This is a genomic window from Colwellia sp. PAMC 21821 (assembly GCF_002077175.1).
Taxonomy (GTDB): domain Bacteria; phylum Pseudomonadota; class Gammaproteobacteria; order Enterobacterales; family Alteromonadaceae; genus Cognaticolwellia.
On the sequence record NZ_CP014943.1, the window covers coordinates 1,776,520 to 1,803,515 of the forward strand.

19 protein-coding genes are annotated in these 26,996 nt (G+C 37.5%); 11 read left to right on the forward strand and 8 right to left on the reverse strand.

Features of this window, described 5'->3' with window-relative positions; all coding sequences use genetic code 11:
- Positions 1 to 6 precede the first annotated feature (6 nt).
- The 4 genes from A3Q33_RS07520 to greB all read right to left on the reverse strand — a co-directional run bounded on the left by A3Q33_RS07520 (position 7) and on the right by greB (position 3,474).
- A complete protein-coding gene (locus tag A3Q33_RS07520; RefSeq protein ID WP_081179411.1) occupies positions 7 to 684 on the reverse strand; it encodes a YceH family protein in 678 nt (225 codons plus the stop codon).
- Positions 685 to 877: 193 nt separating this feature from the next.
- Positions 878 to 2,116: a sensor domain-containing phosphodiesterase gene (locus tag A3Q33_RS07525; protein ID WP_081179412.1), complete on the reverse strand. Its 1,239-nt coding sequence runs from the start codon at positions 2,114 to 2,116 to the stop codon at positions 878 to 880.
- Positions 2,117 to 2,282: 166 nt separating this feature from the next.
- Complete coding sequence (locus tag A3Q33_RS07530) at positions 2,283 to 2,870, reverse strand: YqaA family protein (RefSeq protein ID WP_081179413.1); 588 nt, start codon at positions 2,868 to 2,870, stop codon at positions 2,283 to 2,285.
- 130 nt (positions 2,871 to 3,000) lie between these two features.
- Positions 3,001 to 3,474, reverse strand: coding sequence for a transcription elongation factor GreB (gene greB / locus A3Q33_RS07535; RefSeq protein ID WP_081182394.1), 474 nt, complete (start codon positions 3,472 to 3,474; stop codon positions 3,001 to 3,003).
- Positions 3,475 to 4,097: 623 nt separating this feature from the next.
- On the opposite strand from greB, the gene A3Q33_RS07540 reads away from it, so the two are divergent.
- The 3 genes from A3Q33_RS07540 (at position 4,098) to A3Q33_RS07550 (ending at position 6,967) form a co-directional block, all read left to right on the forward strand.
- The gene (locus tag A3Q33_RS07540) at positions 4,098 to 4,679 is read left to right on the forward strand and encodes an outer membrane beta-barrel protein (protein ID WP_081179414.1); all 582 of its coding nucleotides are present in this window, start codon (positions 4,098 to 4,100) and stop codon (positions 4,677 to 4,679) included.
- Positions 4,680 to 5,263: 584 nt separating this feature from the next.
- Positions 5,264 to 5,815, forward strand: coding sequence for a BON domain-containing protein (locus A3Q33_RS07545; protein WP_081179415.1), 552 nt, complete (start codon positions 5,264 to 5,266; stop codon positions 5,813 to 5,815).
- A gap of 165 nt (positions 5,816 to 5,980) precedes the next feature.
- On the forward strand, positions 5,981 to 6,967 hold the full coding sequence (locus A3Q33_RS07550) for a GGDEF domain-containing response regulator (protein WP_081179416.1): 987 nt from the start codon (positions 5,981 to 5,983) through the stop codon (positions 6,965 to 6,967).
- A 339-nt stretch (positions 6,968 to 7,306) separates the two neighbouring features.
- Here the strand turns inward: A3Q33_RS07550 and A3Q33_RS07555 are convergent, their stop codons facing one another.
- The 3 genes from A3Q33_RS07555 to A3Q33_RS07565 all read right to left on the reverse strand — a co-directional run bounded on the left by A3Q33_RS07555 (position 7,307) and on the right by A3Q33_RS07565 (position 11,919).
- Positions 7,307 to 7,747 (reverse strand): MgtC/SapB family protein, encoded by a 441-nt coding sequence (locus A3Q33_RS07555; RefSeq protein ID WP_231295802.1) that lies wholly within the window; start codon positions 7,745 to 7,747, stop codon positions 7,307 to 7,309.
- 272 nt (positions 7,748 to 8,019) lie between these two features.
- Positions 8,020 to 8,649, reverse strand: a complete 630-nt coding sequence (locus tag A3Q33_RS07560; protein ID WP_081179417.1) for a YiaD family glycine zipper/OmpA-like lipoprotein — start codon at positions 8,647 to 8,649, stop codon at positions 8,020 to 8,022.
- A 381-nt stretch (positions 8,650 to 9,030) separates the two neighbouring features.
- Complete coding sequence (locus A3Q33_RS07565) at positions 9,031 to 11,919, reverse strand: M16 family metallopeptidase (RefSeq protein ID WP_081179418.1); 2,889 nt, start codon at positions 11,917 to 11,919, stop codon at positions 9,031 to 9,033.
- 153 nt (positions 11,920 to 12,072) lie between these two features.
- On the opposite strand from A3Q33_RS07565, the gene A3Q33_RS07570 reads away from it, so the two are divergent.
- The gene (locus A3Q33_RS07570; RefSeq protein ID WP_081179419.1) at positions 12,073 to 12,900 is read left to right on the forward strand and encodes an SDR family NAD(P)-dependent oxidoreductase; all 828 of its coding nucleotides are present in this window, start codon (positions 12,073 to 12,075) and stop codon (positions 12,898 to 12,900) included.
- A 45-nt stretch (positions 12,901 to 12,945) separates the two neighbouring features.
- On the opposite strand, the gene A3Q33_RS07575 is transcribed toward A3Q33_RS07570, so the two are convergent.
- Entirely contained in the window at positions 12,946 to 13,893 is a 948-nt protein-coding gene (locus A3Q33_RS07575) for a peptidylprolyl isomerase (RefSeq protein WP_081179420.1), read from the reverse strand.
- Positions 13,894 to 14,098: 205 nt separating this feature from the next.
- On the opposite strand from A3Q33_RS07575, the gene A3Q33_RS07580 reads away from it, so the two are divergent.
- From A3Q33_RS07580 to A3Q33_RS07610, 7 genes are all read left to right on the forward strand, one after another.
- Positions 14,099 to 14,809 carry a DUF445 domain-containing protein gene (locus A3Q33_RS07580; RefSeq protein WP_081179421.1) on the forward strand — a complete coding sequence of 237 codons (711 nt, stop codon included), beginning with the start codon at positions 14,099 to 14,101 and terminating at the stop codon, positions 14,807 to 14,809.
- Positions 14,810 to 15,278: 469 nt separating this feature from the next.
- Complete coding sequence (locus A3Q33_RS07585; protein WP_081179422.1) at positions 15,279 to 16,466, forward strand: amino acid aminotransferase; 1,188 nt, start codon at positions 15,279 to 15,281, stop codon at positions 16,464 to 16,466.
- 491 nt (positions 16,467 to 16,957) lie between these two features.
- Positions 16,958 to 17,296: a YkvA family protein gene (locus A3Q33_RS07590; protein WP_081179423.1), complete on the forward strand. Its 339-nt coding sequence runs from the start codon at positions 16,958 to 16,960 to the stop codon at positions 17,294 to 17,296.
- 64 nt (positions 17,297 to 17,360) lie between these two features.
- Positions 17,361 to 17,768 (forward strand): VOC family protein, encoded by a 408-nt coding sequence (locus A3Q33_RS07595; protein WP_081179424.1) that lies wholly within the window; start codon positions 17,361 to 17,363, stop codon positions 17,766 to 17,768.
- A 332-nt stretch (positions 17,769 to 18,100) separates the two neighbouring features.
- Positions 18,101 to 19,269, forward strand: a protein-coding gene (locus A3Q33_RS07600; RefSeq protein ID WP_155866728.1) for an IS3 family transposase whose coding sequence is annotated in 2 segments (ribosomal slippage) — positions 18,101 to 18,347 and positions 18,347 to 19,269 — 1,170 coding nt in all. Because the reading frame shifts where the segments join, the coding sequence is not laid out codon by codon here.
- Positions 19,270 to 19,429: 160 nt separating this feature from the next.
- A complete protein-coding gene (locus A3Q33_RS07605) occupies positions 19,430 to 19,816 on the forward strand; it encodes a hypothetical protein (RefSeq protein ID WP_081179425.1) in 387 nt (128 codons plus the stop codon).
- A gap of 469 nt (positions 19,817 to 20,285) precedes the next feature.
- A complete protein-coding gene (locus A3Q33_RS07610; protein ID WP_081179426.1) occupies positions 20,286 to 26,984 on the forward strand; it encodes a response regulator in 6,699 nt (2,232 codons plus the stop codon).
- The last annotated feature ends 12 nt before the right edge of the window (positions 26,985 to 26,996 follow it).

Genomic DNA, 26,996 nt, shown 5'->3' on the forward strand with positions numbered 1-26,996 from the left:
TACAAATCACTTACCTTCAAGCCGTGCACTTAAACATGTCACTTGCTCTGTTAATGAAGCTACCTGTTGCTCTAATTCTGTTACACGCTGGGCTAGTTGACTATTACTCTCTGAGGGTGTGCCCTGTGTTTCACACTCACTGAGGGGAGCGCTCGATGGTGCTATATAACTTTCATCAATCTCTGTGAATAAATGCACGTAGCGAGATTCACGTTTACCTGGCTCTCGTTCTAGTCTTTTAACCAGTATTTGGTTATTTAGGTTTTGTAATTGAGTCAACGCCAGTTCCACTTCACTGACATCGACAAAGTCAGCTAGGCGATTAGTTCGCGTTCTTAATTCTCCGGGAGTTTGCGGGCCTCTTAAGAATAAAACACAAATAATGGCTCTTTGCTGAGCTGTAAATTGTAAGTTGCCAAATTCAGTATTACAAAAGCGATGAAAGTATTTATTTACTCGACTGGAAGCTTTGTGATCGATCATTAACTGATTCATTTGTACCAGTTCATCAACAACATTTTGCAGATCATTTTCGGCAAGCGACATCACAGGTTCGCGGTTACTTTTTTGATTGCAACCTGCCGTAATGGCGTTTAATGAAAGCGGATATTGTTCGGGTGTTGTGGTTTCTTTTTCTAGCATCACGCCAATAACACGGCATTGCTCTGCGGATAATGACATCATATTCAAGGCATCCTTATTAAAGCTCTATTTATATCAAGCTATCAGCATCTTTACTATGTCATTACGCTTAATAACGTGTAAAAAATATAGCCTAATGATGTGCTTAACACTGATTTTTACATTATTGCACTGACGTCATTTTTATTTCGAACTTATCTAAGTGGCCCGAATTGACTGTCCCGGTTATTTTATTTTATGTTGAGGACGATAGTGTAGATGTTTGATATTTTATAGCTTCAGCAAATGGGGCTGGACGCCCAATAAAGTAGCCTTGAACCTTATCAACACCAAGCTTCCTTAATGTATCAAGTTCTTCCTGCGTTTCTATCCCCTCAGCAAGAATAATGCAATTAATGGCTTTAGCAAAACCGCATAAGGCCTTAGCTAATAGGTATTTACTGCGCTCTTTATTGATATTTTGCGTTAGGCTGATATCAAGCTTAATGATGTCCGCTTCAAGCTCCAATATATGTTGGAATGATGAAAAACCTGCACCTGCATCATCTATCGCCAAGCGCAAACCTCTATCGCGAAGTGGCTTCAGTGCTTCTCGCAAGGCGTTATAATCTATTATCTGTGTGTGTTCAGTGACTTCAAGGACTATTCTTTTACAATCAACTTGTTCAAACGTTTTCGCTAATGCGCCTGATAGGATATGTTCCGGTGAGGTATTGATTGATATATAACAAGCTTCATCAAATTTATCGATATATTCGAGCGTGTTGCGTATTGCTAGCATTTCGAGTGACTCCCCTAGACCAAGTTGGGCAGCTTCATTAAACCAAACATCTGGTGTTCTGTATGGCTCAGTAAAAAAACGTGACAGCGATTCAAAACCCGAAAGCGTATTAGTTGTTAAACTGAATATGGGTTGAAAATACATCTCAATTTTATTGCTGTTAATTATATGTTCAATAGCGGCTTTCGCATCATTGTGTAGTAACTCAAATTGGATCTTTTTTTCAATGAGTTCTGTCGCGATTTCAGAAATAAGCTTTAAAAAAGCTAAGTCTCTATCGTTCAAGCTATTATCTGCATGCGATTTATAGCAACAAAATGAACCGTACACTTCGCCATCAGAAAGCGTAATAGGTACTCCAAGATAAGAACCTATATTGAGCGCTTCAGTTGCCGGCATCACTTTAGTAATGGGGTTGTTTTTTGCATCATGGGTGATTGGGTCTAGTTTATTATCAGCAATTTTTTTACAATATGTTTCGTCAATCGGGCTAGCGAGCCCTGCCTGTACAGTGGTGTTTGTAGCGTCTTTATCAACTATTTTAAAAACGAGCTCGTCACTCATAAATTCTGAAATAAAAGCGACTTCCATGCCTAAATGTTTACGCACAAGGGCAAGCAAATTTGACAACTTGCTGCTAATTGAAGCATCGTCATTTGGATCAAAAATGTGATCAACGAATAGTCGGCTCATACTATATCCCTGTATTATAATTTATTGTTGTTATCAAATAATACTATTTATAAGAATCAAAAGTGTCAAGTTAAGGCGCAATGATGATCATATCGAGATGCTTTAGCTAAAATGCTATGTTCATTGATTTATTAAATATAGCAACGCTTTAATGACTAAACCCGGTTCATTGGATTAAACGGCTTAATCCCCAGATAGACAATATTATAATCGTTAAAGCGATCATGGTTTTGGTTTTATGCTTACTTATAACCCGCTCAGCTTGGTTACCTGCGTAATACACGACAAGCGCCAAACCAAAATAACGAATAGAACGCGAAATAGCAGAGGCTATTAAAAATAAAGTCAGCGAATATTTAGTGGCGCCAGCTGCAAGCATAGCGATTTGAAACGGTATCGGCACAATGCCTAAGGTGATCACAAACCAAAACCCTTGGTCATGCATTTTTTGTTTAACATTTTCAAATTGTTCGGGATTGGAAAAAGTATTTATAATCCACTCGCCAGCGCTATCAAATAAATAATATCCCATTGCATAACCTAATAAAGCACCAACAATACAGCCCAATGTTGCCATTAACGCAATAAGCCATATTTTCTCACGGCGTGCCTGCATTAGCGGCACTAATATCGCCTCTAAAGGAATGGGTACTATGGTTGATTCTAAAAACGATGCGATAGTAATACCCTGAAGCATGTTCTTAGAGTCTATAAACCGACGTGTTTTTTGTTTGAGCTTTTTCTGCATTGACATAAAAAATCCTTTTAATCGCAGGCTTAAGGGAATAAGCGATAATATTTTTCTAAAGTAAAGATGCAGTTCTAACAATATTGTTTTGCACTACAAAATACCGATGGCTAGCCCATGATGATATGTATGCTAGTTATTTTTCATATTGAATAGCATTAACGTACCAAATTTTTTCACCCGCTGGCGTTTTAACCACCACTTCGTCATCAACTTCTTTCTTTAAACATGCCCGTGAAATCGGTGAATCAATTGAGGAGTAGTCGTTACGTCCATAGATTTCTTCGGGACCAACTATGCGAAATTTTAATGTCTCATTCTCGTCATTTTCTAAACTTACCCAGGCGCCAAAAAACACTTTGCCTTCTTGTTGTGGGCCGTAGTCGACAATTTTTAATTCTTCGAGTATTTTACGCAAGTAACGCACACGTCGGTCAATTTCGCGTAGGCGCTTTTTGTTATATTGATAATCAGCGTTCTCACTTCGGTCACCTAAACTTGCGGCCCACGAAACTTTTCGGGTGGTTTCTGGACGGTCTTCTCGCCAAAGTTTATTTAACTCTTGTTGCAGTAAAACATAGCCGGGTCGGGTGATTAATTTTGTTTTCATATAGAAGTAGAGTAATTTCGATAATTGAAGATGAATAGCAGCGCAGTGATATTTTGCAAAAAACACGAAAAATAATACACTCATTAAGTAGTAATAATATAGTGAAAAATATTGCTTTGCTAGGATGTATTTATTGAGACAACGCCAAATAAATTTATTTTATAAATAATTACAGGCATCAATCTACAACCACAAAGCTATCCATAACGTTTTTGATTATCAAAAATTTTAATAATCAATGCAACGCTTATTACTATCACTCTAAACCTGCCGTTAGAATGAATAAACTTACGAAGAATCGTGTAACAGTCATCACGCTTTCGCAATATTCCTGTCGATAACTTAACAGACAAAGTTTTGTATAAAAATCAACCTGTCACTTTCTTGCAAGACCATGTAATATTTGCATTTTTATAGAAAACATTACACATTAGTTCTAAAACGCATAAATCCCCCTTAAATGATAAGAAAAATATAATATTTAAAATCAATAACTTAAAATACTGCCCCATCTTGGCATATACCTTGTATGAAGACTATTGAACCAAGAAGTTATATTCCCTATTTCACTTGTTATAACTTTTTAAATTACCGAAGTATTAAAGATTTAAACGGAGACTCTCATGAAAAAGACATTATTAGCCACTCTTACAGCTACATCCCTTATAGCAACATCAGGCTTAGCTTCTGCCGATCAATATTCTGACGTTGATCATCAAGGTATCTATGTGGGTGCGGGTTACGGATTACTCAAAGTCGATAGTGACGAAGGATTTGATGAAGACGACAATGCTGCCAATGCCTTTGTGGGTGCTCAAATTAATCAAGCATTCTCAATTGAGGCCGGTTATATAGATTTTGGTCGCCATGGTAACCAAGTATTTAATACTGAGGTTGATGGTTACACTTTAGCGCTTAAAGCCGGCTTACCAGTTAATGATCACCTAACAGTTTATATGAAAGGTGGTCAACTATGGTGGGACGCAGATATTAATGCGATTGAAGGTAGCAATAATGTTGATGGTAACGATTTTTTTTACGGTGCAGGGGCTTCAATAGCACTTACAGAAGGATGGGATTTACGCATTGAATACACACGCTTTGATATAGATTTTGAAAGAGATGAAATTGGTATCTTATCCAACATTGAAAGTTTCGATACTGATGTGGATTATGCAAGTATCAATATTCAATATACGTTTTAAGGTGATTGAAATATATCAACTTAAATCTTAGAGTTTGATGTTACCTTCCTCCCCTTAAATTAGGTAACCTTTGGGTTGGCACTTTGCCAACCCTTTTTTTATGTCTATAATTTATGTCCGATAGATATACTTAATCTCGTAGAAACAGGTTAATCGTAAAAAGTGTCTAGTATCAACCTTTAACAGGTCCTAAAATGCATACTCTTTAGACAGAAAACGTTTTCATCTAACTAATACAACTACAAACAGACTGTTTGAAGCCCGTTATAATTTAGCGTTGACATCGACTTATTCCTTGGTACAACAGCACCTCTGAAAAACTTAGAGAGAAGCTTAGTATTTTTAGTCAAAAAAATTCTGATTCAAAGGAAAATGTAATGGTCCTGAATCTTATAGATTTTTCATATCCTCCCTTTTACCCGCCATGTACTTTTTACAATCCGACCTGTAAATAAAGATAATATCTTTAAAAAAAAGTGCAACAAAAACAAAAAAATAATATACATATACTTATTAATCAATGCCTTATGCTTCTGGCATGGTTATAGCTTTAGTATCATTGACTTAACATAAAGGAGAATTATATGAAAAACTCAATTCGTTCAATTATCGCGTTAACATTATTAACAGTTGGTTCATCAGCAGCTTATGCTGAAAATACATGGAAAGACACTTCAAAAGACGCTTGGTTAGATGGTAAAGCTGAAAGCACTTTGTTATTTAACACGAATCTTAATTCTTTTGACATTAACACTGATGTTAAAAATGGTGTTGTAATTCTAACAGGTAAGGTTGAAAGCGACGTTGATAAAGCGTTGGCAGGAGAACTAGTTGCCAGCCTAGAAGGCGTAAATTCAGTCGATAACCGTTTAACTGTGATTAATGATGAGTCGCACAAAGACAGTAAAATGCTCACCGCATTGACAGACTCAAAAATTGAAACCGTTGTTAAGACAAAACTATTGTTTGAGTCAGAAGTCAGCGGCACAGATATTGAAGTAGAAGTAAAACAAGGCGTAGTGACGTTGTCTGGTAAAGTTGATTCAGATGCTGCAAAACAATTAGCCGTTACTTTAGCTAAAAATACAACTGACGTTAAGTCGGTTGTTGATAAATTGAAAATTTCTAAGCATTAATTTTTGCAATAGTTAGTTAAAAGCACACCTAAGGTGTGCTTTTATTTTTTTGAAAAATTCAAGTTGTAATAAACCGCTAACTATTATTATAGTGCGAGTTAGGTTTAGATTTAATATTCTTTCGATATTAATTTATTTCATTCTCAAAAAAATTGGCAGGATTGCATGGCTTCACCAACGCTCTCTCAAGATAATGTATACCCGATAATATCTAACTTAACAAATACACTGGAAGTACCCAAAAGTGACTCTCAGTTAACTTTATTACTTGTGCACAGATTTGAAAATCAACTGAATCATTGGAGTAATATTTTTGGTGCTCATTTTTTAATACAAACAGCTAATGATGGCTTAACTGCTCTAAAGGCTATATTAAACGGCAACGTTGACATAGTCCTGTCATCGACACAATTAGCTCAATTGACTGGTTTAGATGTTTGCAAATTTGTTAAACAACATAAGTCGACAGAGCATATTCAAATGATATTTGTGAGTGAGCATTATAGTGAATTGGAAGAGGAGAAAATGCTATCTTTAGGGGCTATTGATTATATTGCCTCAGATACTCTACCCAAAATATTATTTAGCCGTGTTAAAAACCATATAAAACTGGTTAAGCACACTAAAGAGCTTGAACTGGTTTCAAAAATCGATGCTTTAACCGGTATCGCTAACCGATGGTGTTTTGATAGTCAGTTAGCACTCGACTGGCAGGCAGTAATGAGAGGAGCAGGAGAAATATCGATAATTATGATAGATATTGACCACTTTAAACATTATAACGATGAGTTTGGCCATGTAAAAGGTGATGAATGCTTAACCTTAGTTGCCCAATGTTTAGTTGCGACTAAAAAGCGCACTACAGATCTTGTTGCTAGATTTGGGGGCGAAGAGTTTGTTATTTTGCTTCCATTTACCAACCTACTTGGCGCTAAAAAAATAGCCAAAAACTTAGTTAAATCGGTTAATGAGCTAAATATTTCACACGCGACTAAAGCAAAACACCCTAACGTTACGATTAGTGCAGGTGTTGCAAGTTATTCACCAACTTTTAAAGATGAAAAAAAGTTTGGTATTACAGACTTTATAAATAGAGCCGACGTTAAGTTATATAAAGCAAAAACTTACGGTCGTAACCAATTGTGTTGTTAATGAATAATTGAGGGGAAAAATTTTGCAGAACTATTTGAAAGTATTTGATCAGATATTTAAAAAAAACATTAAAAGCCGGCCGAGAAATCCTTATGTTCAATTAGGTCAATATTACTGCTGGTACAATCAGAAAAGCACACAATACTTTCAATCTGATAGCGCTGAATAATGCATTAGGCCGAGCACTATTATTTCCAGTATATGTATATGTATAAAGACTATAGTACAGATACTCTGTAACTAAGTAATATTAATAACGCAGTACTTAATATTACTTAGTTACAATGATTTATAATAGTATAGTGAGTAAGGCCTTTCTGAACTCATTCAAAAAAAGCATCAATCTTTAGGTAATTTTTTTTTCACCCGACCTATAACCTTTAGAGTTGCAAAGGTCATAATACTTAATGCAATAGCAATTTCTATACGTTCTAAGCCAACCGCAATACCAATAGCGCCAGTAGACCAGATAGCGGCCGCCGTTGAAGTACCGCTTACTTGCGATGAATCTTTTAAAATTGCACCACCACCGATAAAGCCAATACCTGTAACAATGCCTGCAATAACTTTAGATTGAGCGTCTTGGTCATTAAATATCGACATTGCAAGAATAGTAAAGGTACAAGCTGCCATCGATACTAAAGGAAAAGTTCTTAAACCCGCGGATCTACTGCTCGCTTCTCTTTCCCATGCAGTCATAAAAGGTAAGACTAATGCAATTAAAAGCTGCATTAGATTTTTCAATACATCATCCACATTAATGTTAAATAATTCCATCATCTATTTACCCTATATTATATTAATCTCACTAATACTCTGAGCATTTATACTGCTTAGCTCAACCAACTGTTGCAAATAAAAGTAGACCACCTAATGAATAAAGTTGGCATTATACCAACTCGGTCCTCGCAGAATCGAGTATTAAGGTTTGTTATTTATGACACTACCCGAGTTTTCTTTTTGTTACAATATATTGCTACGGACTTATGTTTATCCAAAAAAATACCGCGACAGCGCGCGGTATTTTAATGTTAATTATGCTAACAAATTAATTAGGCTTGGTTTGGAATAATTTGAATTTCTACACGACGATTCAATGCTCGGCCATTCGCGGTGGTGTTGTCAGCAACCGCTCGAGATTCACCGTATCCAACAGTTTGCAGTCTACTCGCCATAATGTCTTGGTTCGTTAAATATTGCTTAACACTACCGGCACGTTGCTCAGACAAATTTTGATTAAATTCAGCTGCGCCTTGACTATCAGTATGGCCTTCAATACTTAATAAGGTTTTCTCGTATTTATTTAACACCCGTGCAATATCATCCAGTGTACTGTAGAAACCAGAAGTAATATAAGCTTGACCTGTCGCAAATGTAATATTGGCAGGCATAATTAAACGCAGATTATCACCTTCACGCACTACTTCAATACCAGAGCCTGATAATTCGTCACGAAACTCTTGCTCTTGTTTATCCATATAATCACCAATCGCAACACCCGCAAGCGCACCGATTGCAGCGCCCCAAACAGCACGTTTATTTTTATGATTACTCGTCGACTTGCCGATAACTGCGCCGGTAATAGCGCCAATAGCAGCACCTTTTTCTTTGTTGGTGCTTGCACAACCGGTGAATGCTAAAGTCAAAACAACGACACTGATGATGGATTTTTTAAACTGCATAGATACGACCTTAAAAAAGAAAATAATACAAAATGAATAACTTGTTTTCATCATACCAAGGTTAAATGAATGGCCGATGAACGCGAGAACCTGATTGTATCAATTAACTACGAAGATATAACCTTTAAAGATCAATATGTACTTACCTTCAGTTAGTATGGGTATAGTGCCGAGCAATTTTCGAGATTCACTCATGGCTATAATCATCGTTTATGTAAAAAATATAGAACATCGCTAAGTTGTTCGTCATGTCCCCGCAATATACCTTACGCCAGAGACATAAACACCACGACAAGCGTGGTGTTTCATAATAAGAAAAATTATAAAGTTAGCGAGTAACTATACCGTAAAATATACCGTTAACTATACCGTAAAATATACCTATTCAAATACGGTATCAATCGCTTTGACTTCAACATTTTTACTGGGTAAAACAAGTTTATAGCTCTCAATAATGTTATCGGTTGCTAACAATTCAGCCGACTTTTCAGCATTATACTTCAATGGTGAAACTTGCTCTGACAATAAACGTTTTTTCATGTCTTCGCCGTCTCCAGAAATAAACACATAGTGAATATTATCGGTTTGTAAGTTGGCTTTAATCACTCTATTCACATCGGCTAACGATAGCGTTGCAAATTGTTCTCGTACATATTTAACAAATTCATCGGTTTGATAAAACTCACTATCAAGTGCATAACCTAACTGCTGATCCTGACTCGCTACAAGTTGCGGCGCATAGTTAGTTAAATAATTACGAGTCGCTTGAAAGTCTTTTTCGCTCATACCATTTTCAATCAATTTGTCCAATTCGTATAACGCCGCACGTGTTGCAAAATGGGCGTCATTATTTGAACGTAATGGTCGTAGCCATACTTGAAAAATTTGACTTGAACGGCCTAAATTGGCGTCGGGTTTTGTTTGGAACATACCACGTGGAAAATACTCAATATAAGCATAGTCACCGTAGTTCATCCCACGTTCTTGGCGTATTTGTTGATATAAGTAACTATTCGAACTTCTGTGCTCGCCAAAGTATGAACGCACTAACCATAGCGCGGCCCAATCTTTGTCATTACGAATAGTCTCGATTGGAAAACCGAAAGACACAGCGGTTGATTGTGCATTTTTTTCAACAATAGTTGCATGATGACCTTTTAGCACTGGCGCTTTTGCAATAGTTAAGCGTTTTTCATCACCAATGGGCAACGTTGTTAAATCACTAAACATTTGCGCTTTTAAATCACGCGATAGCGCACCGGTAATGCCAACATGCAATTTAGCTTGCGTGAGCTGTGTGTTATAAAAAGCCTTAATATCTTCAAGGGTAATTGCGTCTAAATCAGACAAGTCTCCACTGTTAAAATGCCCGTAAGCGTGGCCTTGATAAAGCTCGCTATAAAGCACTTCTTTACCTAGCTCTTCATCATTAGAAGCTTTCAACCCTGATTTAATGCCATCAATTAATTCTTTTTTCAGGCGTTTAAAATCATCTTCGCGCCAACCCGGGTTTAGCAACTGATCACTGATTAATTGATACCACGTTTCGGCATTGTCTTTATGGACACGGCCGGTAAACGACAGCATTTCTTTATCAAGTTGTGACGAAAACTGTCCAGCTAACGGGTATAAACCTTGTTGAATTTCTTTATAGCTACGCGTTTGAGAACCACCTTGGGTTAACATACGTGCCATTAAGGCTGCGACGCCTTTTTTGCCAGCAGGATCAGCAGCCGCGCCAGTATAAAACAGAAAGTTTACATCAATTAACGGCGAGTCATTCGTTTTGTCTAATACCGAAAATTGAGCTTTATTCGGTTGAGATTTTTTTATATTAAGCTTTGCAACCGCTGCGTTTAACGTAACTTCTTGTTCAAAACCCACCACCTTATCTAAAGCTGATAACGTTACGGTTGTGCGGTTTTCATCAATAAAGTATTTATTAGCGATACGTTTAATATCGTCAGCAGAAATATTATCGAAGCTGTTATATAAGTGGTTGATGGTTTCAGGATCACGATCAAAATGCATATAGCTAGCAAGTGTTGATGCGATTGACTCTGAAGAATCTAAACTATTCACAAAGCTATATTTTAAGTTAGATTTTAAATTATCAAGCTTTTCAGCAGATACCAGCTCTGTGCGCGCTTTGGCATAGGTGCGGTTAATAGCATCACGCACAGTAACTAAATCTTTTTCTTCGTTAACTTTAATAAATACGTGACGTAAACCGGCATCTTTGGTTGCCGGATTATAGTTAAACATTTGACTCGCTAACTGCTTATCAACAACTAACTCTTGATATAACGCCGAGTTACTTGAAAAGTACAATTGGGATATTAAGTCTAATGCAGCACGATCTTTTTTCTTCGGTTGCCAGTCTGCTCCCTTATATGACACTAATAACCAATGCCCCGGTAAGCCGTCAAATTTTTCATGGACATATTTCGGTGCTTGTTGTTTTGGCTCTGGCGTAATATTGCTTACAAAGTCGCCCTTTTGCCAATTACCCCAATGTTTTTCTACCATCGCCATGGTTGCTTCTGGCTCTACATCACCAACAATAACTAACGAAACATATTCTGGTTTATAAAACTGTTTAAAGAATTTTTCACCATAAGCTGATTGCTCAGGCATAGCTTCAACATCTTCAAAAAAACCCATGGTGGTATGTTTATAAGTATGGGTATCAAAGGCTTCTTTGCGCACTGCTGCGAGTAATTTTCGTGTTGGGCTGGCATTATTTTTTAAGTATTCACCCTTTACCGTCAAGGCTTCAGTTTTAAACTGAGCTTCGGTGTAAGTCAGGTTTTTAAAGTGATCGGCTTGAATCTCTAATACTTTATCTAAGTGGCCTTTAGAAAAGTCTAAATGGTAGTTGGTGTAATCGTTGGTGGTATATGCGCCGTTATCAACACCGGCATTTTTAAATAAGTCAGCATAAACGGCTTGAGGATATTTCTCAGAGCCTTTGAACATCATGTGCTCAAAAAAATGAGCGAAACCTGTTTTACCCACTTCATTTTCATCACGAGCACCCACTGACACAGGAATTTGCACAGAAACTAGATCGGGGTAATCGGTTTTCACAATCAATACACGCAAGCCATTTGCTAACTCTTTAAAAACGTAGTTTTGGCTGAATACCTTGTTATTATTAGTTTCAACCGCTGCATTTTGAGCTGTTGAACTTTGATTAGTTTGAGTAACCATGCAAGCGGAGAGTGTGAAGCTGGCGACAATGACTGCCGCTAAATATTTTATTTTCATTATCGAGCCTTTTGTTGTTATGCTGCTATATTATGAAATTGTTAATGTTTTTTCACTACTTTAACATATTATTTACAAAAAACTCTGTAATAAAATCCATACTTCCTCAGACCCAACAAGCGCTACATCGAAGCAAAGATAAGAGAAAATACGATGAATAATGATTTTAAAAATAAAACGGTCATCATTACGGGCGCCTCTGCTGGTGTTGGTGCGGCAACAGCAAGAACTTTTGCGCATTTAGGTGCAAATTTAGTCTTAGTGGCTCGCGGGCAAGCAGCGTTAGATATAATTACCGAAGAACTTGCCTCATTAACATCGGTCATCAATATTGCCATGGATATTAATGATGCAACTGCCAATGAGAATTTATTAATTAAAGCCGCCCAGACATTCGGCTCAGTGGATGTTTTGGTTAACAATGCAGGCTTTCATCAACGTGGAGAAGTAGAGAGAAACCAAGCGAATGACTTAGCGAAAATGGTTGATGTTAACTTACGTGCACCAATCCAATTATCGTGTTTAATGCTGCCATATTTACGCAAAGCCGGTGGTGGTGCCATTGTTAATGTCGGTTCACTCGCGGGTAGAACGCCGTTACAAGGCGCCGCAACTTACGCGGCGACAAAAGCCGGTTTGCGAGCATTTACTTACTCTTTAGCTGATGAATTACAAGGCACTGGGATTTATGTTGGCGTAGTTTCACCAGGGCCTATTGATACCGGCTTTATTATGTCAGAAATAGATAAAGTAGAAGATATTGTATTTTCACAACCCATGAGCAGTGCCCAACAAGTTGCCGATGCTATTGTGAGTGTGGCGCGCGGCGAAGCAATTGAAATATCATTACCAAGAGCCATTGGTTGGCTAACCACCGTTTCTTACTTATTTCCAAAACTTAGAAGAGCATTACGGCCAGCACTTTATCGCAAAGGCCGCAAAGCAAAAGAACAATACAAACAACGCAATGCTAAGCCTTAATCATTATTCAAGCCTAGTCAGTTTTATAGCTTTTACAGTTTGAGCTTACTTAGTAAAGTTATTAGCTTCCTTATTAGCTAGCAAGCGTGTCAACACTGGCGTCTGGCAGACATCAAGCACAGGTGGTGGTTGCTTAAAAAAGAAGGCATTATCGCGTTTTATACGCTCAGCTAATTTAGTGGCAAATAATTTGCTTTCGGTATTTGTCACTTGTAGATGAATCTGCTCATCCTCGGGAACGTCGACCATCATTTGCATCGACAGTATTGCGGTATGAGCAGTACTAGGAACTTCGGCATCTCCCTCGATAGTTGCCGTTCGAGTTATCGCTTGCACATGATTCATACCATAAATAACCCGACCAAATATGCTCATAATACGATCTAGATACCTAGGCGCTTGGCCATTAGTAATATAAAAATGGCTAGAGCCTGAATCTGCATCGTTGCCACGCGCCATAGCAATAATGCCAGGACAATGTGTTAACCATGCTCGGTTTTCACTTGGGTTGTGCGCGACAGCGAAGCCATCTTTAAAACCTGTTTGTTCGGCAAATAAGTCCTTATTTTGGACTAAAGTAAACGACCAGTCTTTATCTGTAGGCCATTCTCCTTCAAGCGCTAATAAAGCGACTGAACTATCGGCAACGCTGTCTTCTTCGGGCCCCGCCTGTGCGACAAAGCCATCAATAACCCGATAAAATTTATTGCCATCGTAATGGCCACTTTTGGTTAAGCGCAAGAACTGTTCAACATGCTTTGGAGAAAATTGTGGTGCTAATTCAATAACAACTTTACCGTGGAGTAAGGTTAATAACACTAGGTTCTCAATGGCAACCGTTCGCCATTCATTTTCTTTATTAACGCTTTGAGCTGCTATTTTTGTTGTGATTTTCTTTTCAACATTTTGCTCGGCATTTACCGAAGTGCTTAACGATATGATTAAGCAGCCACAAACTATTATCTGGCTTAAAAAATTATTCCGATGCTTCATGAGATCCCTACATTATTATTTTTATATAGCTAGGTTACCAATTGTTCAATATTCCATCAAAAATAGCAAACGAGAAGATTTTTTTTCTGCTCTCACTGCATGTAACATAATATCTGACAAATGAAATATTGGCGCAATCGCAGGCAATTGATACCATAAGTAAAATTAAACTAAAATCACTACCCTTAACATTGACGGAGTTTTTGTGAATAAGAGTTTTATCACCAATTTTTTGGCCCTAATTGCTATTGTTATTGGCTATATTGTTGCGAATAATATTATTTTCACCATAGGTTTATTTGCCTTATCTGGCGCGATAACCAATTGGCTTGCCATACACATGCTGTTCGAGCGCGTGCCTTTTTTATATGGCTCAGGCGTTATTCCCGCACGCTTTGAAGATTTTAAAATTGCCATTCGTGCGTTAATGATGGAGCAATTTTTTACCGAAGAAAACATTGACCGATTCTTAGCTGGCAGCGATAACCCCGCTACGGTCATTGATCTTGCACCTGTTATTAATAAAGTCGACTTATCGCCGGCCTTTGACAATTTAGTCAGCGTAGTTGAGCAGTCTTCTTTCGGTGGCATGCTAGCCATGGTGGGCGGCACTGAAGCCTTACAACCTATGCGTGAACCCTTTATAGAGAAAATGCGCGCTTCGGTTATTGAAATCAGTCAAAGTGAAGAGTTCAATGCCATTCTTCGTGAAGAATTAGAACAGCCGAGCATCATGGCAGGCATGCGCGATAAAGTCAGCGATATTATTGAAAAGCGGCTAAATGAATTAACCCCACAACTGGTGAAAGAAATTGTGCAAAAAATGATTCACGAGCACCTAGGCTGGTTAGTAGTTTGGGGCGGTGTTTTCGGTGGTGTTATCGGCTTTATCGCAGCAATTACCACTAAATTTTAATTACTGTTATCCAAAGGTCGTTAGTCATAAGTTACTGACGACCTTGTACAAACCTCCTGATTAAAGCGCTAACTCTTCTGCAACGTTGACGAATTACGCGAAGTAAATACCCACTTTGTCGATGAGTCGGCCTAATTGTAGAATACAAAAATGACTAAAACTTCCATTATGTGAAATTCAACTGACGTTCAACTTAAGTATGGCAAGGTAAACATAGAAGTCTAAAATTTAGTAATTTCAACTTATTCAATATCCTAACTGCATTTGCTTATTCATTAAGCGACTATAACTAGGAGTTATCATCTAGATTTTTTTAGGCTATTTACTATGGAATATTTTGATTTTTGTGCTTTAATTTTAGCCTGATAGCCGTTATGCTTATGCTTTAATAACAGGGTTTAATGCAGCGACTCCAAGCTCGGAGTTTATTCGCTCAACTCCCTCTCTTCGTCAATAAGGTATACCCAAAATGTTTGGTAGTTTATCAGCGTTGCCTGCGGATCCTATTTTAGGCTTGTCGGCTAAATATCGTGCAAATACAAATCCTAAAAAAATCGACTTAGGTGTCGGTGTCTATAAAAATGAAGCTGGGCACACCGCTGTGCTCAATTGTGTTAAAGCCGCTGAAAAACATCGACTTGATACCGAAGATACTAAAGTTTATATCGGCCCAACAGGTTCATCACTTTTTAACGAAGAAATGGCTAAGTTAATTTTCGGTCATCATAAAGTGTTGCTTGAAAACCGTGCTCGTACTGTTTCGACTCCAGGTGGCACAGGCGCATTACGTGTCGCTGCTGAATTTATTAATTCTTGTAAAGCAGGCGCTACTATTTGGATAAGCAATCCAACATGGACAAATCATATTGGTGTATTTGAAGCCGCAGGATTAAATGTTAAAACTTATCCTTATTATGACTATGAAAACAAAAGCCTTGATTTTGACGGTATGCTTGCGGCTTTAAAAGAAGTTAAAGCCGATGATGCTGTGCTACTTCACGCTTGTTGTCATAACCCTAGTGGTATGGATTTAACAAAAGAACAATGGCAGCAAATTGCCGAAGTAGCTAAAAATGTTGGTTTCTTACCTCTAATTGATATGGCATATCAAGGTTTTGGTGAAGGTCTAGAAGAAGACGCTTACGGTTTACGCTTAATGGCTGATTCCGTTAAAGAGATGATCGTTTGTAGTTCTTGCTCAAAAAACTTTGGCTTGTATCGTGAGCGTATTGGCGCATGTTCAATTATCGCACAAAACACGCACAGTGCTGACATTGCAAATTCAGTGATGCTCAAAGTTGTTCGTTGTATTTATTCAATGCCGCCAGCCCATGGTGCAGCGATAGTAGAAACCATTTTGCTTTCAGACGAGTTACGTGCGCAATGGTACACTGAGCTGCAAGAAATGCGCGATCGCATTAACAGTAATCGTACACTATTAGTTGATAAGATTGCGGCGGCTGGTGTCACTCGTGACTTTAGCTTTATTGCTCGTCAAAAAGGCATGTTCTCTTTCTTAGGACTAACGCCTGAGCAAGTACAACAATTACAAGATGAATACAGCATTTATATGGTAGGTTCAAGCCGTATGAGCATTGCTGGCATTGCACAAAGTAATGTCGATTACTTAGCGCAATCAATCGCGAAAGTACTCTAAAATCACTACAATATATTGTAAATAGTGCTATGTATTAACCTAATACATAGCACATTCAGCAATATGCACTAATGACTTATATCCCTATTTATACAAGGTATTACTATTGTGGTGTAAGTCATTAAATTAACTTATCAATAGAAATCACCAGAAACACCGTTATTCTACGTACTTAAGTATTCACTAAAAGAGTGTCAATATGCTCTGACCTACGTTGCTTGACCACAAAAAATAACTTCATCTTTAAAAACACTTGCCTAAATATTTATAAAAATTTGCCGCGATACTGCTAGCTAAAAGTTGACTCAGTTTCAATTATCAGAATATGTGCTACACATTAATGAATGAAATGGGTATGAGTTACTTTAGTCAAACAACGAGTCAGGTTGGTGTTATATCACTCAAGTGTTATTTTTAAGTTATTGGTTATACTTGTTAAAAGTGTATTATTAACTTATTAACTGGTTACCTGTATTACAACGGAGAGGTCGATGTCAGAGAATAAGTTTGAACAAGAATTTACTGAAAATAGCTTTTGGGATAAAACTAAAAATTTTGCTAAAGTTGCGGGGGAAATTGTTTTAGAGCCGGCATTAAAGCTTTATTATTCTGCTCAAGATGCTGATACGCCAAAGTGGGCGAAAAGGACTGTTTACGGCTCTCTTGGTTACTTTATTTCACCAATAGATGCTATTCCAGATATTACCCCTATTGTTGGATATTCTGATGATCTAGGTGTACTAGTCGCCGCGACAGCAGCTGTAGCCGTGTATATTAAGAAAGAGCATGGAGACAAAGCAAAGGAAACCCTGAAGCAATGGTTTGGTTGAACAGAACATATGCTTTAAATCCGAACGCTATTATCTTGTCGAAATAAGTCCAAGGAATATATTGATGATAAAACCCAAAGCAATCGATCATATCGTATTACGCACAGCACAATATCAAGCGCTTATAAATTTCTACTGTGATGTTTTAGGCTGTGTAGTTGAACGCCAATTACCCGATGATATTGGCTTAACTCAGCTCAGAGCAGGATCCTCACTTATCGATATTGTCGATGTAATAAATGGTGAACTTGGTAAAGTTGGTGGTCCTGCACCTAAAAACACTGGCAATAACGTTGATCATTTCTGCCTACAAATAGAAGCATTTGACGAAACAGAGTTAAAGTCCTACCTGAAAGGCAAAGGGGTCGAAGTGGGTGAATTTGAAGAAAGATATGGTGCTCAAGGTATGGGACGCTCACTCTATTTAAAAGATATTGCCGGCAATAACATCGAGCTACGTGCCACTGTTTAACAGACCTATCGCTTAATGCGCTAAGCAATCATCTTATAAGGGGTTGATATAGTTGCTTTTTCGTTAATTGCGCTATCAATTTCAACGACAGTACTTATCGCTACAATGTTGTATTGCCTCTAAAGATCAAAGATCTACGCTCTGTATAAATACACACAAAACCCAAATGGTACGAATAAAGCTTAAGTTTAAATTTGTGCTTTACTTAAAGTAATATAAACATATATGCTAATTAACAAGCGCAACTGAGAATCCACTCACAGATGATTTGACGTGGTCTAATTGATTCGACTACCTCAGTTAAGACATAATTGACTTAACTGGAGATATAAATGAAAAACCGTAAAACTTATTCAAAAGAATTCAAACTAGATGCAATCACCCTCGTTAGGGATCAAAACTATCCTGTAGCTGAAGCTGCTAGAAATCTAGACGTCAGTGCGCAAGTGCTTGGCCGATGGATCAAAGAAGCTGAAAATGATGATGGTCATGCTTTTAGAGGAAATGGAAAGCTTACGCCAGAGCAAGATGAAATCCGTAAACTTAAAGCCCAAGTCAAGCGCCTAGAAATGGAGCGTGAAATATTAAAAAAAGCGACGGTCTTCTTTGCAAAGGAAACGAAGTAATATATTCGTTTGTTGCCCAACATAAGAAGATCTGGCCCGTGATACTGATGTGTCGCGTATTGGGTGTAAGAAGTAACAACTATTATAGTTATCAAAAAAGAAAGGCTCAAAAGCCCATTGATACAACGCATCAAGAGATGTTGGAATGGGTAAAAGACATCGCTAAGTTTAGCGACAATACTTATGGCGCAAGACGTATTCAAAAATCCTTAAATGCACTTAGTTACCCTGTTAGCCGCAGAAAAACAGCGCAGTTAATGAAAGAGGCGAATGTTTGGGTGCGTTATAAGAAAAAATATAAAGCAACGACAAATAGCGAACACAACAAGCCCATTTATGCGAACGAACTTGAGCAAAACTTTGATGTTCAACAACCTGATCAAGCGTGGGTGCAAGATATTACCTACATCTGGACTTCAGAAGGCTGGCTATATTTGGCGATAGTAATCGACCTATACTCGCGTAAAGTTGTTGGTTGGAGCATGGGCACACGGATGAAAGCTCAACTTGTTTGTGATGCGCTCACGATGGCAATGTGGCAACGAAAACCTAAGGCAGGATTGATAGTACATTCAGATCAAGGCGTTCAATATGCGAGTCATCAATATAGGCGAATACTCAGGTTACATGGCTTTGTGGGCAGCATGAGTAAGAAAGGTTGCTGCTGGGATAATGCGGTAGCAGAGAGCTTCTTTGGTAGCTTAAAACAAGAGCGCGTACATTGGCGTAACTATCAAACCCGTTATGACGCTCAACAAGATGTGATGAACTACATAACGATGTGGTACAACAGCAACCGATTGCACTCATATCTGGGCTACCAAAGTCCAAATGTGTATGAAGGCAAAGAAAGAGAATTGAAAAAGGTAGCTTAACGAACTTAACTGGGGTGTCTGAATTTAGTTGACCAGGTCAATTATGCGCAGCTAGCTGCTCTAATAACTTGTTTAAAACGGTTTCAATACTAAACATAAATAACGATCAGAAGTGCAGTACATATCATTTTTTGATGTGGTTCTAAACTGGGAGGTTAATATGGATAGACACGGAAGAATTACGTTTACTTGGGAGGATAATCTTTTCATCTCAAAAGTTGAAGGGCCATTCAATGAGCTTGGTTTAACATACTACTCTTCAGAGATAAAACAATCTGTAATATCAAAAGGCTTTAAACAATGGAGAAGGATTGAAGTTTGGGATGAAGAATCAATAGCTTCCCCAGAAACCTTAGACATTGGTAAAGAGCTATATGACTGGTGCAAAAGTAACGGCTGTGTTTTGGAAGCCATTGTTATAAGTAACCATATACAAAAGCATATAGTTAAAGATATTTTCAAAAGTAAAATTCAAATATTTCATAGTATTACAGAAGCTAAAGCTTGGTTGTCTGCACAAACAGGTAAATCCGTTACGCAGAACTAAATCCAACATAATTTATAGATATGCCATTTAATAACCATATAGCAAAAAACTATACGGTGAACACGATATTATGGCGCGATATAGCATGGAAATTTTTCAATTCAACTGTACATTGAATAGGGTGGTGCTAAGCTAATTAATACCGATAGAATTAAATGAGTTATCTATTATCGATGATAATAAATATCAGGACTTAAGGCGTGTAATTACACCTTACATTTCCAAGCCAGTAAATCGATACCGGTGTGTAGCAAGCAAGTATGATTGCGCACAATGACGACGTTTATTATGTTGACCATTTAAGATAATCACTACATGAATCTATACGGAAAAAGTAATTGTTTGAACATTTACTTCCTTAGCTCTTCAAACGATAAGTAAAAGTCATGATGATAAAACTCGTTATTGGGTTTATCTCAAATCAGCAACATTTGAATAAGACATAAATTTAGTAAGGTTGTGATTACCGATGGTAAATTTTCAAGGCTACACCTTTGTAAAGGAGCAGCAAGACATTTCAAGCTCAGTAGAAATATTGATTGTAAAAAATGATAAAGAGCAAAGCTTCTTAATTAAACGCCTAAAAAAAACTAACAATTACCAAACACTAGTTCGCTTTAAAAAGTTTTTATCATTACATAGTCAATTGTCTATCAAGCAACTAGTTGTGCCGATTGAGGTTTATGACGATCCGGAATATTGTTATGCATTATTTCCATTTTCCCCGCAAACTCAATCCCTGTCTGAGCTGTCGTCAACTGCCCTTTCATTAGACAGTAAATTACAAATTGCGATTAATATTTGCCAGCTCTACGCCCAATTACATCAACTCGGTTTTATTGTTAACAATATTTGTCCAGTTCATATTTATATCGACGAAAATTTTCAGCCACGACTTTATGATTTAAGTTTTGCGACAAAAATTTCAGCACTACATAAAAAAACCGCCAATATTAGTGTTGAACGGCAATATTTAGCGACCTTAGCGCCTGAAGCCAGTGGCCGAATGAATCGTGCTATTGAGGTTTACTCTGATATTTACTCTATTGGTGCCTGTTTATTCAACTTATTTACGGGTCGATTACCTTTTATTTATGCTGATGAAATGGAACTCGTTCATGCCCATATTGCTAGAAAACCCGAGCGCGCCACCGAATATAATTCCGACTTACCAGAAGTCATAGCCAATATCCTTGCACAACTATTAGAAAAAGAACCATCGCAACGCTATCAATCGGCTAAAGGGATTAAAGCTGACCTTGTTCATTGTGCAATTGATTTAAAAAATTCAGCGAAGATTCGACCGTTTACACTCGGTAAAAAAGACTTTAATAATAAGCTCATTTTTTCTGCTGAAATTTTTGGACGTAAGCAAGAACAAGATACTTTATTAGATGCTTTTCATTATGTTGAGCAACATAAAAGTAGTCAAATCTGTGTGATCAGTGGCTACTCTGGCACTGGGAAGTCACGTCTTATTAAAGAGTTATACCGGCCCATTATTGCCAAGCATGGATATTTTATTCAAGGTAAATATGAGCAGTATAAAAAAAACACCCCCTATTTCGCGTTAATTCAGGCGATTACCGAGCTTGTTGAACAACTGTTAGGGGAAAGTGAAAAAAGCCTTTCTAGCTGGAAAAATATCTTTCAAACCGCATTGCAGGGTAATGGTCAATTGTTGATAGAGCTAGTGCCCGAATTAGCACTAATTATTGGTGCACAACCGACACTCACTGAGTTGCCAGCCGAGGAGGCACGCAATCGTTTTAACTCAACAATCGGTAATTTTTTACAATCATTTGGTCAGCAAAATAGCATTTTGACTATTTTTATTGATGACTTGCAATGGGCTGACATCGGCAGTATTCAATTATTACAACATTTAGTTGAGGCTAGCTACAGTACGCATTTATTTATGATCACTGCTTTTCGTGATAATGGAATATTGGCTTCGCACCCATTAAATCAACTATTAGCAGAAATTAAGAAAACCAAAGCTTTTAATACCCATATTAAATTACTGCCACTAGATGCCTGCGCAATCGGTCAATTTATGGCATCAACACTTTCACTATCAGTTGCATCCATTCAGCCCTTAGTTAATATCGTGTTTGAGAAAACTGATGGTAATCCATTTTTCATTAGAGAATTTATTAAGTCTTTAAACGCACAAGAAATATTAACAAAAGATAAAAATAATCAGTGGCAATGGGATGAACAACTAACTCACAAACTCGCAGCAACAGATAATGTAATTGAATTAATGACCTTGCGGCTAACCCATATTTCAAGCGCCGGTCAAAATATATTACATCACGCGGCATGCATCGGTAGTTCAGTGCCTATTGATTTATTAATACAAGTGGTTGGCATCTCTGAGGAAGAAATTGAGCGAGAGTTAAGCCCGTTAATTACTGATGGTTTATTAATTGCCTATTCCCAAAAGCAGCAAATGGAAGCATTAGAGCAAATAAACTTTTCGCATAATAAAATACAACAAGCCGCTTATTTGCTAGCCAACCCATTACCAAAGTCGCTTATTCATTACAAAATTTCACAGTATTTTATAGCGGATATAAACTCGACCACACTAGAAAACTCATCAACTGAAGATAATATTTTTGATTACATAGAGCATGTTAACTTAGCTTCTGCTTTGTATATTGAGCAAGGAAATGAAAAATTACTCGCTCACTTTAATAAAATTGCCGGTGAAAAATCTTTAGAGGTAAATGACTACGATAGTGCGCTCTATTACTTTGAGCAGGCTGAAGCCTATTTAAGCAATCAACATTGGCAAGATGAATATAATTTAAGCTTTAGCATCGCATTAGGCAAAGCAAATGTGCTGTACTTTATACAAGACTACAACCAAGGTAATTTGCATTTTAAGCAGCAAATATCCTTTATTACCAACCTTATTGACCGGGCTAATTTCACAAAAACTCACGTGTTATCACTTGTCGCACAAAACGAGATGCAAACAGCCTTAGATCTAGGTATTGCGACATTAAAAGCGATTGCTATTGTTCTCCCTCACACGGACGATAAGCTGAATTATTTAGCTATAGAACAATATTACCAACTTGACAGCATTGCCGAACTGGCAAATTTACCCATCATGACTGACAAGCGTCAATTATTAGCCTTGGAGATTCTAAACGCTATTCAAACGCCAGCATACTTATTAAACACGTCAGATTATATGCGTATTGCTTACACGTCGCTTGAGTTATGCTTGACTGCTGGGCTTTCGGCGCTCAGTGCAAAAGTGTTTGTCACCCATGGGTTATTACTCTGTGGTGTATTTAGTCGTTTTAACGAGGCTTCAGCCTTTGCCGCTTTAGCCGTAAAGGTGAATCAAAAATACCCCTCTGAGCCTATCTATATAGAAGTAGAGTTTACCCAAAAGTCCTCAATTTCTCATTGGACATCTCCCCTGAGTCAGACGTTAAAACCTTTAGAGAAAAACTTCTACCAAGGCATTGAATGTGGCAGCATTGCCTATGCTTTTCACTCCGCATTAATTCATAGTATGCATAGTTTATTCAGTGGTGAGAGCCTGATTGAATGTCAAAAAATAATGGCTCGATATGCAGTATTAATGAAAAGCAAAAAACAGCCTTATCAGCTAATGATAATGCAAATTTGGCAGCAGTTAACAAATAACTTGCAAGTGGAAAACGCCCAAGTCAACAATTTGCAGGGCAAGCACTTTGATGAGACATTACAACTGCCTCAGCTGATGAAAAGTCAAAATGTCACTACGCTATTCGCTTACCATTTAGCGCGTATGATTCAAGCTTATTTATTTAATAATATTACTCAGGCTCATGTGCAAATGTTACACGCACAGACTTATAAAAATTCAGTTGTTTCTTTATATCACTTTGGTGAATTTCATTTTTATGCAGCGCTAATTCGTGCTCAATTTTGCCGTAAGAAAATATCGGATCAACAAAGTGCCAGTTACCTTGAAAATTTCGCACAAATAAATGCCAACCTTGACTTAATTGTACAATGGGCCGAGAACAGCCCAGCAAACTATCGTCATAAAGAAAAACTGATCCGTGCTGAATTACAGTTTTTGGCCGATGACAGCAACGCATGGCAAAGCTATGATCAAGCCATTGAACTGGCAAAACAACATTCTGCGCCCCATCACTTTGCACTGGCAAATGAACTTGCTGGTAATTATTGGTTAGCTGCCAATAAAAAATCAATGGCAACAGACTATTACCAACAAGCTTTTGACAGTTATCAAATGTGGGGTGCCAATAATAAAGCCCAACAATTATTAACTTTACATCAATCACTTTTAACAGTGCAAAGTCATCGTCGAGATAATCTGCCAAATTATCAACAACATAAAAACAGCCAGGTCCTTGATCTTACCTCTGTACTTAAAGCCTCTGAAACCTTAAGTGGTGAAATTGATTTAGCGGCCTATTTGCATCGCATGATGGTCATTATCATCGAAAACGCAGGTGCTCAAAATGGTGCTTTATTATTACAAAGTGAAGGCATTTTAAAGCTCGAAATCGCCTTGTCGAGTGATGGCATTGCCAACACGACACAGCAGATGCTGCCTTACTCTATTATAAATCTTGTTTCTCGCACATTAAAAGCACAAGTATTAACCCATAATAATGTTCAAGAGCATTTTTTATCTGATCCTTATTTTGAAGAGCGTCAGCCAAAATCAATTCTCTGTTTTCCCAGCATCGTCAAAGGCAATTTACAAGGTGTTGTCTATCTCGAACATTACGATGTCGAAGGTGTATTTAGCGATGAGCGGGTGAATGTTTTGCAATTTCTTGCCGATCAAACGGCTATCTCGTTTGATAATGCAAAGCTTTACCAACTCATACTAAATTACAGTCGCAATCTCGAAAATCAAATTTACGATCGTACAAAAGAATTAGCCGAAGAAAAAATTAAAGCGGAGCAGGCAAGCCAAGCTAAATCTAATTTCTTAGCGAATATGAGCCACGAAATTAGAACGCCAATGAATGCCGTTATAGGCTTAAGTCAATTAGCTCTGCGTACTGAGCTATCAATTAATCAACAAGATTATTTAGAAAAAATACAAGACTCTTCAAAATCACTATTAGTCTTAATTAATGATATTTTAGATTTTTCAAAAATAGAGGCTGAAAAACTAACACTAGAGTGTATCGAGTTTTCTCTTTATGAAATGCTACAACGCGTGGTGAATGTTTGTTCCTTTAAAGTGCATGAAAAGGGTTTAGAATTTGTAATTGATATAGCGCCTGACGTACCAAAAAGATTAGTAGGTGACCCGCTGCGTTTACAACAAGTTATTGTCAACTTGGCAAACAACGCTTTAAAATTTACACATGCCGGTTCAATTCATATCTGCATTGAAAAATACCGTGAAGACAGGCTAACAAATTACCTAAAATTTTCAGTGCATGATACGGGTATAGGCATGAGTAAAAAACAGCAACAAGGGTTGTTTCAATCATTTACCCAAGCCGACGATTCAGTGACCCGCAAATACGGTGGTACTGGTTTAGGCTTAGCAATAAGCAAGCAATTGACCGAGCTGATGAATGGAGAGATATCGCTAAAAAGCGAACTTAACGTAGGCTCAACATTCAGCTTTACTGCGGCATTTGAGCATGCAGAAAACATAGCTGAAAATATCCCAGCCGTTAATCGTCACATGCTAACCAACTTAAAGGTTTTAGTTGCTGATGATAATGATATTGCCAGAAAAGTATTAATTGAAGCTTTATCTTATATTGAAATTTCTGCCGATGGCGTAGAAAATGGTGCACAGGCTTTAGATGCCGTGTTATCGGCGGAAAAAAATGGTGCGCCCTATGATATTGTAATGATGGATTGGAAAATGCCTAAAATGGACGGCATTGAAGCAACTAAAAAAATACACGCACAAGCGAAAACAAAGCTTCCTCATATATTAATGGTTTCTGCCTACGATAAAAACGAAGCAAAAGCTTCAGCCATTAACGTGGGTATTGATGATTTTATTGAAAAACCTATTAATCAATCGGTGTTAGCTGACGCTATTATTGCATTATTAAATAAAGAAGGTGAGCGTATTACCGTGGAAAACGTCCATTTAGAAATGTTTGCGCCTAATTTAAGCGCTTATACCGTATTGTTGGTTGAAGATAATATGATCAACCAACAAGTGGCGAAAGAGTTTTTAGCCGATACAAAAATTACCGTTGAATGCGCAGAAAACGGCCTTATTGCCCTAGAAAAAATAGCTTCTCAAACATTCGACTTAGTCTTGATGGATATTCAAATGCCTGAAATGGACGGGTTAACGGCGACTCAAGAGATTCGTCAAACTTTACAATTACCAGATTTGCCCATTATTGCCATGACCGCACATGCGATGAAAGGTGATATAGAAAAAAGTCTAGCTGCAGGTATGAACCTGCATCTAACCAAGCCTATTGACCCTGAATTATTATACAAAACCCTGAGTCAGTATTTGATTAAGCCCAAAAGCGCCCTACAAAAGAAGCCAGATAACAGGGTAAAATCGAGCGAAACAAAAGCAATATTAACCAAACTTCGCCTAGAAACCATTTTAGCGGTTGATGAAGCTGTTAAAAAAATTCAGGGCAAAGAAGACCTTTATACTGAAATTATTCATGACTTTTGGTTAAATTATCAAGTGCAGTCACAAGCAATGGTGCAATGTTATAAATCGGCGCAAATGGACATACTTTATCGTAGTGCGCACTCGTTAAAATCAGCAGCACAATATATAGGTGCTTTTGAGTTAGCGACCTGTGCGAACGCTCTCGAAAACGAAATTCATCATCAAGGCTTACATATTGAACTTAAACTTAACAAAGTTATCAAACATTTAGACTTTATTATTAGCCAATTAAATCCTATTTATAATCACGCTACCCTTGCAAAAACTGATCAAGCATTTGATATCAAAGCAGCTAAAAAAATTATAGAAAAATTAAAACCTTGTTTAATATCTGCTAATATTGAAGCAGAAGATATTACGAAAGAGTTAATGGCTATTGGCCATGAAACACTTTACCACCAGTACATAGATAACATCCTAAAACTGGTCAATAACTTTGACTTTGATGAAGCTTCAGCGGCATTATCAGTCTTGGAGCAAAAAATAAGCGACGTAAAGTAGCTTGGGTATGGA